General features: G+C 35.8%; 11 protein-coding genes. 3 read left to right on the plus strand and 8 right to left on the minus strand.

Features of this window, described 5'->3' with window-relative positions; all coding sequences use genetic code 11:
• Positions 1–777: 777 nt before the first annotated feature.
• Positions 778–3222 carry an alpha-ketoacid dehydrogenase subunit alpha/beta gene (locus BZG02_RS00940; protein ID WP_218972113.1) on the minus strand — a complete coding sequence of 815 codons (2445 nt, stop codon included), beginning with the start codon at positions 3220–3222 and terminating at the stop codon, positions 778–780.
• Between the two features lie 362 nt (positions 3223–3584).
• On the opposite strand from BZG02_RS00940, the gene BZG02_RS00945 reads away from it, so the two are divergent.
• On the plus strand, positions 3585–3827 hold the full coding sequence (locus tag BZG02_RS00945) for a hypothetical protein (RefSeq protein ID WP_101259533.1): 243 nt from the start codon (positions 3585–3587) through the stop codon (positions 3825–3827).
• 93 nt (positions 3828–3920) lie between these two features.
• Positions 3921–4085, plus strand: a complete 165-nt coding sequence (locus BZG02_RS20725; RefSeq protein ID WP_180335586.1) for a hypothetical protein — start codon at positions 3921–3923, stop codon at positions 4083–4085.
• A gap of 122 nt (positions 4086–4207) precedes the next feature.
• On the opposite strand, the gene BZG02_RS00950 is transcribed toward BZG02_RS20725, so the two are convergent.
• The 7 genes from BZG02_RS00950 to BZG02_RS00980 form a co-directional block, all read right to left on the minus strand.
• Entirely contained in the window at positions 4208–5215 is a 1008-nt protein-coding gene (locus BZG02_RS00950) for an FAD:protein FMN transferase (protein ID WP_101259534.1), read from the minus strand.
• A 110-nt stretch (positions 5216–5325) separates the two neighbouring features.
• A complete protein-coding gene (gene nqrF / locus BZG02_RS00955; RefSeq protein WP_101259535.1) occupies positions 5326–6585 on the minus strand; it encodes an NADH:ubiquinone reductase (Na(+)-transporting) subunit F in 1260 nt (419 codons plus the stop codon).
• A gap of 154 nt (positions 6586–6739) precedes the next feature.
• A complete protein-coding gene (gene nqrE, locus BZG02_RS00960) occupies positions 6740–7357 on the minus strand; it encodes an NADH:ubiquinone reductase (Na(+)-transporting) subunit E (RefSeq protein ID WP_101259536.1) in 618 nt (205 codons plus the stop codon).
• A 20-nt stretch (positions 7358–7377) separates the two neighbouring features.
• Positions 7378–8022 (minus strand): NADH:ubiquinone reductase (Na(+)-transporting) subunit D, encoded by a 645-nt coding sequence (locus BZG02_RS00965; RefSeq protein WP_101259537.1) that lies wholly within the window; start codon positions 8020–8022, stop codon positions 7378–7380.
• A gap of 7 nt (positions 8023–8029) precedes the next feature.
• On the minus strand, positions 8030–8740 hold the full coding sequence (gene nqrC, locus BZG02_RS00970) for an NADH:ubiquinone reductase (Na(+)-transporting) subunit C (protein ID WP_101259538.1): 711 nt from the start codon (positions 8738–8740) through the stop codon (positions 8030–8032).
• A 19-nt stretch (positions 8741–8759) separates the two neighbouring features.
• Entirely contained in the window at positions 8760–9944 is a 1185-nt protein-coding gene (locus BZG02_RS00975) for an NADH:ubiquinone reductase (Na(+)-transporting) subunit B (RefSeq protein ID WP_101259539.1), read from the minus strand.
• A gap of 23 nt (positions 9945–9967) precedes the next feature.
• A complete protein-coding gene (locus tag BZG02_RS00980) occupies positions 9968–11323 on the minus strand; it encodes a Na(+)-translocating NADH-quinone reductase subunit A (protein WP_101259540.1) in 1356 nt (451 codons plus the stop codon).
• A 207-nt stretch (positions 11324–11530) separates the two neighbouring features.
• Here BZG02_RS00980 and BZG02_RS00985 point away from each other — a divergent pair, with 207 nt between their 5' ends.
• Positions 11531–12820 (plus strand): type IX secretion system plug protein, encoded by a 1290-nt coding sequence (locus BZG02_RS00985; RefSeq protein ID WP_101259541.1) that lies wholly within the window; start codon positions 11531–11533, stop codon positions 12818–12820.
• Positions 12821–12962: the final 142 nt, after the last annotated feature.

Raw genomic sequence — 12962 nt, forward strand, 5'->3', positions numbered from 1 at the left:
ATCTCTTTCGAGATGGCTGTTACCCCATATATTTTGGAGCCCTTTTAGAATTGATTTGTTGTTTAGAATTACCACATTGCACCCAACAATCACTAACTAAAAATTCCGAGACTTTCCCCTATAGATTATCTCGTACAATTGTAAGACAACTAAAAAGTCAAAAAGGGTGACTGATTTTATAAAAAAAAACAATTAGCAAGCAATAATTTTATTGGTGTAATAATTTCAATGACTATTTTATTTTGAAATAGTTGTACTTCTGTTTTATCACATAAAAAAACAGCCATTTCTATCGAAATGGCTGCTACTCCCATCTATATTGGAGTCTTTTAAAATTAATCATTAATTGAACTACCACACACAATTAATAATTACTTTCACAAATTCTGGCAAACCCATAATTCTGCCAGAAAAATTTTTCGAATATTTCGTTGGTTCTAATAAATTACTGACTACAATATTTAAAAAGGTTGCGTAAATGGAGCGACTTTCAGCTAAAAAGAAGCCATCTTTTTTAAGATGGCTATAACTCCAAATATTTTAGAGCCCTTTTAGAATTGATTTGTTGTTTAGAATTACCACATTTTATCCAACTTATCACTAACTAAAAAATATTCAAGAATCTCCCCTACAGATCCTCTTGAACACTACTATAACAGTTATCTATCAAAAATGGGTGACATCCTAGCAAGAATATTCTGATAATTAATAGATTTTAGCAAAAAAAAGACCGAATTGCTAACAATTCAGTCTTTTCTATTCCAAAAATAAAATGTCTTAATTCGTATAAATAGATGGGAATTGTTGCGGATTGGATTCTCTCATAATATCATAAATGATTTCAAAAACATCTTCGGCATTGGGATTTGAAAAATAATCTCCATCGGTACCATATGCAGGTCGATGATCCTTGGCCGTAATTGTTTTTGGTTCCGAATCTAAATAGTAATAAGCATTCTGTTCTTCTAATACTTTCTGCATCATAAAAGCAGTTGCTCCACCAGGAACATCCTCATCGAAAAATACAACTCGATTGGTTTTCTTTATCGATTCTAAAATTCGATTGTTAATATCGAATGGCAATAAAGTCTGAACATCAATTAGTTCCACAGAGATATTAAAATCTCTTAATTGTTTCACCGCATCTTCGGCAATTCGAACACAAGAACCATAGGTTACCAAAGTAATATCCGAACCTTCCTCTAACACTTCAGGAATTCCTAATGGAGTATTAAATTCGCCTAAATTATCCGGCATTTTTTCCTTCAATCGGTATCCATTTAAAGGTTCAATAACTAGTGCAGGTTCATCCGATTTTAAAAGTGTATTATAGAAACCTGCTGCTTTTGTCATATCCCTTGGCACACATACATGAATACCGCGAATAGAGTTAATCACCATACTTAAAGGCGAGCCCGAATGCCAGATACCCTCCAATCGATGCCCACGGGTACGAATAATTACCGGCGCTTTTTGTCCTCCTTTGGTTCTGTACTGTAAGGTTGCCAAATCATCACTCATGGTTTGTAATGCATACAATAAATAATCGAAATATTGAATTTCTGCTATTGGTCGAAGTCCTCTTAGTGCCAAACCTATTCCTTGTCCTAAAATAGTAGCCTCTCTAATTCCTGTATCTGTAACCCGAAGCTCTCCATACTTCTGTTGCATTCCTTCTAAACTTTGGTTCACACCACCAATAAAGCCAGTATCTTCACCAAAAGTTAAAAGCAAGGGATATTTACTAAACAGTTTATCGAAATTATCACGAAGCACCTCACGTCCGTTTACAATTTTCGATTCTTCGGAATAAATAGGGGCAATCGTTTTGATGTTTTGCACACTTAAATCGGTCTCGCTGTACAAATGACTACTGTAACGCTCATGATTCTCGTTCAGAGAATTTTTAAGCCATAGCTGCAACTGCGACTTTAATGGTTTAAAACTTTCGCACGAGCTACAAATAAAACGTAATATTTTCTTTGCCGCGGTAAAGTTATCCTTTCGAACCGGGTGAATAATCTTTTTTAGATCGCTTACTATTTTATCGATTCGATCGGTTTTCTTGCAATCGCAACCTGAATTTTTCACCAATTCGATCAAAGCGTCTCTTTCTTTTAATATTGGCTCGGAAAACGACTTCCAAGCCGCTTTTCTGGAATCTTTTACTTCTTGAAGTGCTGCTTTTTCAATCTCATCTAAGTATTCTTCTGTTGTTAACTCCATCGAAAGAATCCACTCTCTCATTTTTCGGATCGGATCGTATTCATCTTCCCAATCGAGGCGCTCCTTTGTTTTGTACCGTTCATGAGAACCCGAAGTAGAGTGTCCCAGTGGCTGTGTCATCTCGCTAACATGAAAAAGTACAGGAACATGATTCTTTCTGCAAAGTTCGACTCCTTCCATATACATTTTACAAAGCGTAGGATAATCCCAGCCCTTTGCCTTATAAATTAGGTAACCTTCGCCATTTTCATCTTTTTCGAAGCCCTTCAGAACCTCTGATATATTCGACTTCGTGGTTTGAAATTTATTCGGAACAGAAATTCCCCAACCATCATCCCAAACGCTCATTGCCATAGGAACTTGCAAAACTCCTGCAGCATTAATTGTTTCCCAAAAATGCCCTTCGGAAGTACTAGAATCCCCAATGGTACCAAAAGCTACCTCGTTTCCTTTATCGGAAAATTCTGAATAGGAATGCAATTCATTATTTTGTCTGAAAATTTTCGACGCATAAGCTAACCCAAGTAATCTAGGCATTTGACCTGCCGTAGGAGAAATATCTGCGGAAGAATTTTTTTGGTTTAGTAAATTTTTCCAGCTTCCATCCTCATTTAAACTTCGGGATGCGTAATGGTTATTCATTAATCGCCCGCCGTTACCCGGATTTTTATCTAGTCGGGTTTCCCCAAACAATTGAGCAAAAAATTCCTCGCTCGATAACATGCCTGAGGCCAGCATAAAAGTCTGATCACGATAATATCCCGAACGCCAATCCCCATTTTTATAAGCTTTCGCCATAGCAATCTGCGCAACTTCTTTTCCATCACCAAATATTCCAAACTTCGCCTTCCCTGTTAATACTTCTTTTCGCCCCCAGATACTCAGTTGGCGACTAAGATTGGCAATACGATAATCTTCAAGTACTTCTGATGTAAAATCGTTGAATGACAAATTCTCTTTTTTTGCCTCCATATCTTCTTTTACTATTTCTGACATATAATTTTTGCGTTATTAGTTTACAAAGCTTTTCCCCCTAGCTATTGTAAACAAGGATGTGTTAGTGTGTTTATTTAACAGAATATCCTTCAGTTAAAATCCTATCAAATTTAGCAAGAATTATTCTAAATAAGAAGATTTTTACCAAGTATTTACAGACCTTTAAATCTGTTTTAGTTTGGAAGAACGATACCGAAATGATATCTTTGCATCCAAATTATTTATCCTGATAATTAAATGGTTCGTATCACTAATATAGTACACTTGTGCATGCTAACAAATTATAAATCGGTAGGATACCAAAATAGTTTTAAGCTTTTATTTTGCAAAATTTTTATAAAAACAGAATAAGAAATATACAAATGATTACAGTTCTACTTATTACAATTGTTCTTTTAGCAATCGGATTTACTGGCTTTGCTATAACTATACTGATTAAAAAGAATGGTAAATTTCCTGAACTTCATATTGGTAAAAATGAAGATTTAAAAAAACGAGGAATTGGATGTGCTACCTCTCAGGACAAAACGGAGCAGTCTAAAGCTAAAAAGTCTCTTCAATTCAAACAACTCACTCTGTTAGAGAAGGAATTAAAATCGCTTTAAGTCAAAAATATATTTACAATTTTAACATTAGATTCCTAACCATCTAATCTTATTACCGTACTACTATTAATGGCTTATTAAATCTAAATTAAAATGGTATTCGTTAAAATATTATTCCTGTCGCTTTTCTTATTACTACTTGCATTTTTAGGTATTGGCATTAAGCTACTTTTCGATAAAAACGCTAAAATATCTGGTAGTAGCTGTAGTTCTTGTGCTTGCACCGATCCGGATCAAGAAAATTGCGCTACAAAATAAAATTTAATTATCGGTTTTTTGTTTTCTGTTGTTTGCATTATTTCTTAACAACTACTTATTTTCCAAGCTTCAGAAATCTGAAAACCGATAATTTTGCATTCGCTTTTTATTCAATGTCCAATTTATTTTACGATAGCTTCCTTAATCTTATCGCTAACATAGGATTTATAATTACCCAACGAATCGGTATAAATAAAATAAGCATCCAATAAGGAGTCCTTTTCTACTATTTCGATGCTTTTCTCCAATCCCAATACCATAAAACTTGTTGCGTAGGCATCGGCCGACATACAGTCGGGAGCAAAAACCGAGGCCGAAAGTAAACTATGTTGCACCGGATATCCTAAACGAGGATCAATCGTGTGAGCATATTTTTTTCCATCCTTAATGTAGTACTGTCGGTAGTTTCCTGAGGTTGCCAGTGCTCCATTTTCTAGTTGAATTACCTCTTGAATTTCTCTCGACATCGTTGATGGGTCATCAATTGGCTTATCGATACCTACCCGCCATATTCTGCCTTTATCATTTTTTCCTTTTGCGCGAATTTCGCCACCTATTTCCACCATATAATTAGTTACTCCTTGTTGCTCCAAAAAATCGGCAACCACATCCACACCATATCCTTTTGCAATTGCACTGGCATCGAACATGATTCTTGGATCCTCTTTTACTACTCGTCCGGCAATTAAACGCACTTTTTGATATCCTACGACCTCTAACAAACTATCAACCGGTATTTGTTCTGGATCCAACTTATTTTTGAAACCAAATCCCCAGGCGTTCACCAAAGGAGCAACCGTCATATCAAAAGCCCCATTCGTAATTTTCGAAATCTCTTCCCCTCTTTTTAGTGTCGTTAAGAAATAGGTATCCAGTACCACAGTGGTATCGTTACTATTTACTCTCGAAATAATGGATTGAGGCTTATAGGTGGACAAAGAAAGGTCAAAATCGTTCAACTTAAGCATTACCTCCTCGTGAAGACTTTTATCGCTGGAATGCTCGTAAACGATATGATAGAAGGTTCCAAAAATCTGTCCTTCGTCGAAATAATACTTGTTACTATTAGTTTGGCAAGAAGATAGGATCAGAACACCTAGAAGTAGGTATAAATAAAATATTTTTTTCATGACTTTAGTCTGGTATGTATAAAAGCTATTTGCTGCAACAAAAGTAATCAAGCTAGCAAAAACAAACAAGCCTCGAAAAATTTCGAGGCTTGTTTTTTATCTTGTTAGAGTTACGATCCAAAATCATCGAATTCAACCATTTCGTCTGGAACTCCTAATTCATAAAGCATACTTGTAACAGCAGAATTCATCATTGGAGGTCCACAAAGGTAGTATTCAACATCTTCCGGCTCTTCGTGTTTAACTAGGTAGTTGTCGTAAATTACCTGGTGAATAAAACCAGTTGGGCCTTCCCAATTATCTTCAGGCTGAGGCTCCGATAAAGCCAAATGCCATTCGAAATTAGGGAAATCTGCCGCAATTGCATCAAACTGTTCTGCGTAAAACACCTCTTTTAAAGAACGTGCTCCATACCAGAAAGTCGCTTTTCGACCAGTTTTCACTGTATGAAACATGTGGAAGATGTGAGAACGCATTGGAGCCATACCAGCACCACCACCAATAAACATCATCTCGTTATTAGTTTCTTTAATAAAGAACTCACCGTAAGGTCCTGAGATGGTAACCTTATCGCCTGGTTTGCGAGAAAATATAAACGAAGAACAAATTCCTGGATTCACTTTCATCCAACCACCGTTTACACGATCGAAAGGAGGAGTAGCGATACGAATATTCAACATTACAATATTTCCTTCGGCAGGGTGATTTGCCATTGAGTAAGCACGATAAGTAGGCTCGGGATTTTTCATACTAAGATCAAATAGTTTGAAATGTTCCCATTCGCTTTTGTATTTGTCCTCAATCAACATATCCTTAAAGTCGACATCGATTTTTGGAACATCAATTTGAATGTAACCTCCCGATTTGAATTCAAGAATTTCGCCTTCAGGTAATTTTACAACAAACTCTTTGATAAAGGTAGCTACGTTCTTATTCGAAACCACTTCACATTCCCATTTCTTGATTCCCATAATTTCTTGAGGAATTTCCATGGACATGTCTTCTTTTACTTTTACCTGACAAGCTAAACGCCAATCATTTTGAGCCTCTTTACGAGTAAAAAAACCTGTTTCGGTAGGTAAAATAGTACCTGCTCCAGCGTGAACCTGACACCTACACATTCCGCAAGTTCCACCACCACCACAAGCGGATGGCAAAAAGATTTTTTCGGCACCTAAAGCTCCTAAAAGGGTATTTCCAGGCTCCACAACTAATTTTACTTTTCCTTCATTAATATCAATAGTCACCTCTCCCGATGGAGTAAGCTTCTTTTTTGCATACAAAAGGATAGAAACCAGTACCAGGATCACAAGTAGGAAGATCACAATACTTGTGGCAATAACTGTTCCCTGTGTTGTTAATAATATCATCTCTATTCCAATTTTTAAAATTATGAATGATTAATTATTAATTAAGAATTAAGATTTGTAAGTATCAGATGATATTGATATTTGAAACAAAAAACCTGCATTCTATAATTCACAATTTCAACTCATAAATTATAATTCATAATTAGTTAAAAGCTTAGAGTTTGATCCCCATAAAGCTCATGAAAGCAATTCCCATTAATCCGGTTACAATAAATGTGATTCCTAAACCACGCAGTGGCGCTGGGATATTAGAGTAACGAATTTTTTCGCGAATTGCAGCAATACCAATGATAGCAAGAAACCAACCAAGACCTGACCCGAGACCAAATGAGGTTGCTTCTGCTAAAGTACCATAGTCTCTTTCCTGCATGAAAAGAGATCCTCCTAAAATTGCACAGTTAACTGCAATTAGGGGAAGAAAGATACCTAAGGAAGAATAAAGAGCTGGAGCAAATTTTTCAACAATCATTTCAACCAACTGTACCAAAGAAGCAATTACTGCTATAAACATGATGAAACTTAAAAAGCTTAAATCAACATCTGCAAATGAAGGATCTAACCAAGTAAGAGCTCCACTAACTAAGATGTATTTGTTTAGCAGGTAATTTAAAGGAACGGTTATTCCCAAAACAAATATTACAGCGATACCTAGACCAACTGATGTTTTTACCGTTTTGGAAACAGCCAGATACGAACACATTCCTAAGAAGAATGCGAACACCATGTTGTCGATAAAAATCGACTTGATAAATATATTAATCAGATTTTCCATGTTTCGATTTTTCTTTACAATTAATTCGACTCAATTAAAGATTTATTTCGAGATCTCTGAACCCAAATAATAATTCCTACTGTAATCAATGCCATTGGAGGAAGTATCATTAAACCATTGTTTTGGTATCCCATATCGTAAAATGCCTGAGGAATCACTTTAAAACCATACAAGGTTCCTGATCCTAACAATTCACGAAAGAAAGCAATAACAATTAGAATCCATCCATAACCTGCGGCGTTACCAATACCATCTAAGAAAGCTGGCCAAGGTTTATTGCCAAGTGCAAAAGCCTCCAAACGTCCCATAATAATACAGTTGGTAATAATTAAACCAACAAATACAGATAATTGTTTACTTACCTCGTAAGCAAAAGCTTTTAATATTTGATCCACTACAATTACCAAGGCAGCAACAATTACAAGTTGAACAATGATACGGATACGAGAAGGGATCGTATTTCGAATTAATGAAATAATAACATTTGCAAGTGCCAATACGGCCATAACCGAAAGGCTCATCACCACTGCTGGCTCTAATTTTGCTGTAACCGCTAAAGCTGAACAAATTCCTAGTACCTGAACGGTAATCGGGTTGTCGCTTCCCAATGGGTTTTTCAGCAGTTTCCGATTTTTAGCGGAGAATAAAGGTTCTTTATCGCTCATATCGTGCTTATTTAGAAGATTTTAAAAACTTTTCATAACTACTTAGGTTATCTTGAAGCATAGCTTCTAAACCTTTTGAGGTAACTGTACCACCAGATACAGCATCAAATTCATGTGGACGACCGCCTGCTGCTCCTCCTTTAACCATAGCTAAAGAGGTAAACTTTCCTGCCTCATCAAAAATTTGCTTTCCTGTAAATGGTTCCTGAAATTCCGATTTTGAAATTTCAGCACCTAAACCTGGAGTTTCTCCTTTGTTTCCAAAAGTTGCACCATAGATCGTTTTTCCATCTGACTCTAAGGAAACAAAGCCCCAAATAGGACCCCACATTCCTTTACCTAGAACTGGAATAATCATTTTCTCGCCTATTCCTTCTTTACTGAATACGAAAATAGGTAGGTTTCTATCTGCCACATTTTTCTTACTATTCTCAATTTTCAAGTCAACCGCAAAAGTTTTATCCTTATCTTCTGAAGTAACAGTTCCTTCTGAGTTTACAATTATAGCTTTCACAATGTACTGCGTGTAAAGCTCCTCAGCATTTTCTGGAGTAGAAGCAACATTTACTGCTTTTAAAATGTCTTGCTTTTTCTCTATTTCAATATTTCTAGTTTGGCGGGGCTTAAGTTGCAAAGCAGCAAAAGAAAGAACCGCAGCAACTAACACCACCATAATAGCGGCATAAAGAAATGTATATGTATTGCTTTGAGTATTCATTTTCTAGTTGATTATTTGATTAAGCACTCACCTTAACTCGTTTCAATCTTCTCTTAATGTTACTTTGAACCACATAATGATCGATAAGTGGAGCGAAAGTATTCATAAATAGAATTGACAACATCATTGCTTCTGGGAAACCTGCATTCATTACACGAATTAATACAGCAAGGAAACCAATAAGGAATCCGTAAATGATTTTTCCGCGGGCTGTTTGGGCTCCAGATACTGGATCGGTTGCCATAAACACGGCTCCAAATGCAAAACCTCCCATAATTAAATGTTGCCATGCAGGAATTAGTTCCATGTAAGCATTTCCACCAATTAGGTTAAAAAGTAAACCCATTACGTATCCACCAGCAAATACCGAAACAATAATTTTCCAGCTACCTATTCCTGTAACAATTAAAATAACTGCTCCAATTAAAATGGCAATAGTAGATGTTTCTCCGATTGATCCTGGAATTAAACCAACAAACATATCCCAAGCGTTAGCCAGATGTTGTTGATAAAAACTAAGAGCAGCTTCTCCTTTCACATCCACCAAATTAGCTGCATGTGCTAATGGAGTTGCTCCTGAAAAACTATCTGCTTTTTCTGCAATCCATACAGTATCACCAGACATTTTTGAAGGATAAGCGAAGAAGAAGAATGCACGGGCAATTAAGGCCGGATTCCAAATATTCATTCCGGTTCCACCAAATACCTCTTTTCCAATTACTACAGCAAATGCAGTAGATACAGCAACCATCCAAAGAGGTGCGCCTACTGGCATAATTAGTGGAATTAGCATTCCGGAAACAAGGAAACCCTCGTTTACTTGATGACCTCGCATTTGCGCAAAGGCAAATTCGATACCCAAACCAACTACGTAGGAAACTACAATAATTGGAAGGATTTTAATTAATCCATAAATACAAATATCTAAAAAATCAGTATTTGCCAGTTCGCCAATAGACAGAAAATGTTGATATCCTGTATTGTAAATTCCAAATAGTAATGCAGGAATTAAAGCCATAACAACGATCGACATTGTACGCTTTAAATCTATAGCATCCTTAATATGGGTTCCATTATGGGATGTAATATCGGGAACGAATAGAAAAGTTTCAAAAGCCTCGAAAGACGACTGCAACTTTGCAAACTTCCCGCCCTTTTGAAACAAGGGCTTCTTTTTATCAAGAAATTTTCTTAGTGCTTTCATTATATAATATTATCCGTTTTTTCTTAGCTCATTTCTTTAATCATCAAATCGATTCCTTTACGAACCAAATCTTGTACATTAATTTTCGATGTACAAACAAATTCGCATAAAGCAAGATCTTCTGGAGCTACCTCATATATTCCCAATTGTTCCATTTGATCGATATCTTCAATCATAATAGACTTAATCAATTGTTGTGGAAGCACATCCATCGGCAATACCTTATCGTACTCACCTGTCATTACGAAAGCACGATGCTCTCCATGAAGATTCGCATCTAAACGGTATTCTTTATTAGGAGTTAACCAAGAAAAGAAAGTTTTCGACATGGAGAATTTCTGTAAACCAGGCATCGCCCAACCTAAAAATTCGAATTTATCTCCTTCAGGAATAACGGTAATTTGTGAATCGTAAAAATTAAGAAATCCATCTTCGGTGATTTGTTCTCCGGTTAAAACATTCCCTGAAATAACACGAATCTTCTCATCATCTTTCAACTTGCCTTTTAAAATATTTCGAACCGAAGCACCTAAAATAGTTTCAAAATAACATGGAGTTTTTACTTCGGATCCGCAAAGTGCGATTTTACGACTTACATCGTAAATGCCTTTTGTGAATAATCTTCCGATGAAAACAACTTCCTGCGGACGAATTACCCAAGCAATTTCCCCTTTATTCATCGGACTAATGTGGCTAATTTGAACACCAACATTTCCTGCAGGATGAACACCTGTAAATTGGCGTACTTCTACATTTTTTGCTTCCGAAAAAATCTTCGTTTGATTGATATTAGGATTGGTATTTAGGTATAGCTTCCCATCAGTCAATTTTGCTAAAGCATCAAGACCAGCCTGAAATGCTTCTGCTTCATTTTCCAAAAGGAAATCAATGTCTGCAGCCAATGGCGCAGTATCGAAAGCCGAAACAAAAATTGCTTTTGGAGTATCTTTTGGTTTGGCAATTACATCGTAAGGACGCTGACGAACAAATGCCCAAAGGCCACTCTTCAACAACTCTTCCTTAATCTCCTCTCGAGAAAGTCCCTTTGGGTCAGCTTTCTTAAACTCCTGGTATTGAATCTCAGCATCTGCTTGAATCACTACCTCTAGAATCCTTCTTCGTTCTCCACGATTTACGGCAATAACCTTACCACTTACCGGAGAAGCAAAATTAATTTCAGGGCAATACTTATCGAAAAACAGAGAATCTCCTGCTTTTACTTCAGCATCTACCTTAACTTTTAATTTAGGTGTTAATCCGGGGAAGTTGGATGGTTTAATGGCGTATGTCTCAGAACGATCAGCTTTTTCAAGTACCTTTTCAGCCTTTCCTGCCAGCTTAATATCTAAGCCTTTTTTGATCTTTTTAACTTCAGACATGTTAAACTATTTGAATTTATTAATTTTCGTCAAAAATAACTATTTTAATCTCTAATTCACAATCTTTGCTCGGATACGATACATATTTCTTAAGCTTATAACAATCATTTCCAGAGCATGTAAAAAATTCGAACACAAATATATAAAGCAATTTTGTATTTTTGAAGCGCTTTGGTCTATTTTTAACCAGTACATATACCTATTCACATGCCTAAAAATTTCATTATTTTCATAAGTCTTGTATTCCTTAGCATTCCAAGGATATCACTCGCATACAATGCAGTACCCGAATCGGTATATTTTAACGAAATAAAGAAAGAAAGCATTCATACTGTTCAGATGTATCCCATAAACTGGGAATTAACCGAAGCAATTATCGAACTGAATGGCGATAATCAGCTTCTTTTTTCTTTCGATGAAATTGGAGAAGATATTCAAGATTACTCCTACAAAATTATTCATTGCAGCTCGAATTGGCAGAATTCTGGTTTAAGCGAATTCGATTTTATAGATGGTTTTGCCGAAAATCAGATTCAAGATTACGAACATTCTTTCAATACAAATGTTGATTTTATTCATTATTCCTTAAAAATTCCAAACAACGACATACAATTAAAATTATCGGGTAACTATATTTTAGAGGTTTATGAAGATTTCGATCCTGAAAAAGTAATTATTCGACAACGCTTTATGCTTTTAGATTCGAGAGTAGAAATAGCAGGAGAAGTAAAGCATCCTATTGCAATAGATTTACGAGAAACGCATCAGGAAGTAGACTTTAGCATTCTGCATCCAAGTTTTACGATTGATAATCCTCATGCGGATTTGAAAGTTGTACTTACCCAAAATGGAAGATTAGATGGAAGTGAGAAAAATTTGAAACCTATTTTTATCCGTAAAAATGAATTGGTTTTTGATTACGAAATAGAAAATATTTTTCCGGGAGGTAACGAATTTCGTAATTTTGATTTGAAAAGCATGAGGTATCAAACTCGTTATATCAAAGAAATTTGGAAAGAAAATGAAAACACGAATGTTCTTTTAACCAATGAAGACAATCGCCATTTTAAGCAATACATTTACGAGCAGGATTTAAATGGCCATTATTTAATAGCTGTTCAGGAAAGAGACGAAGCCGCTACCGAGGCTGACTACTGCTATATTACCTTTTGCCTGCCCTTCGACAATGAAATTAAGCATGGAGACCTATATGTTTATGGCGGTTTTTGTAATTGGACCTGCTCCGATAAAAACAAAATGGAATACGATTTTAGTACTGGCACTTACCGAAAAACTATTTTCCTGAAACAGGGATATTACAACTACCAATACGCTTTGTTGGAAAATGGAAAAGATACTCCAGACCTTACTTACATTGAAGGAACTCATTGGGAAACAGAAAATAACTATTTAATTTACGTTTACTACCACGATATTGCTTTAAATTACGATAGGCTAATTGGATACCAAACAATTAACTCAACTGCTAAATTTTAAAGCCCGATACGATATTATTTTTTAGGTTTGGGTTAGTACTCCCCTGTTAACTATTCTTCCCCTAGTAAGTTTTTGCTAATAAATATGGCAAAGCATAGAATATTGCATGTATTGATTCGAACCAATTATAATCTGCACAAAT

The sequence above is a fragment of the Labilibaculum filiforme genome, from assembly GCF_002843315.1.
Taxonomy (GTDB): Bacteria; Bacteroidota; Bacteroidia; order Bacteroidales; family Marinifilaceae; genus Labilibaculum; species Labilibaculum filiforme.

What these genes read in the sequence shown, in the direction of transcription:
- BZG02_RS00940 (WP_218972113.1), bottom strand. Translation starts at nt 3,222, where the DNA reads ATGTCAGAAATAGTAAAAGAAGATATGGAGGCAAAAAAAGAGAATTTG.
- BZG02_RS00945 (WP_101259533.1), top strand. Translation starts at nt 3,585, where the DNA reads ATGATTACAGTTCTACTTATTACAATTGTTCTTTTAGCAATCGGATTT.
- BZG02_RS20725 (WP_180335586.1), top strand. Translation starts at nt 3,921, where the DNA reads ATGGTATTCGTTAAAATATTATTCCTGTCGCTTTTCTTATTACTACTT.
- BZG02_RS00950 (WP_101259534.1), bottom strand. Translation starts at nt 5,215, where the DNA reads ATGAAAAAAATATTTTATTTATACCTACTTCTAGGTGTTCTGATCCTA.
- nqrF (WP_101259535.1), bottom strand. Translation starts at nt 6,585, where the DNA reads ATGATATTATTAACAACACAGGGAACAGTTATTGCCACAAGTATTGTG.
- nqrE (WP_101259536.1), bottom strand. Translation starts at nt 7,357, where the DNA reads ATGGAAAATCTGATTAATATATTTATCAAGTCGATTTTTATCGACAAC.
- BZG02_RS00965 (WP_101259537.1), bottom strand. Translation starts at nt 8,022, where the DNA reads ATGAGCGATAAAGAACCTTTATTCTCCGCTAAAAATCGGAAACTGCTG.
- nqrC (WP_101259538.1), bottom strand. Translation starts at nt 8,740, where the DNA reads ATGAATACTCAAAGCAATACATATACATTTCTTTATGCCGCTATTATG.
- BZG02_RS00975 (WP_101259539.1), bottom strand. Translation starts at nt 9,944, where the DNA reads ATGAAAGCACTAAGAAAATTTCTTGATAAAAAGAAGCCCTTGTTTCAA.
- BZG02_RS00980 (WP_101259540.1), bottom strand. Translation starts at nt 11,323, where the DNA reads ATGTCTGAAGTTAAAAAGATCAAAAAAGGCTTAGATATTAAGCTGGCA.
- BZG02_RS00985 (WP_101259541.1), top strand. Translation starts at nt 11,531, where the DNA reads ATGCCTAAAAATTTCATTATTTTCATAAGTCTTGTATTCCTTAGCATT.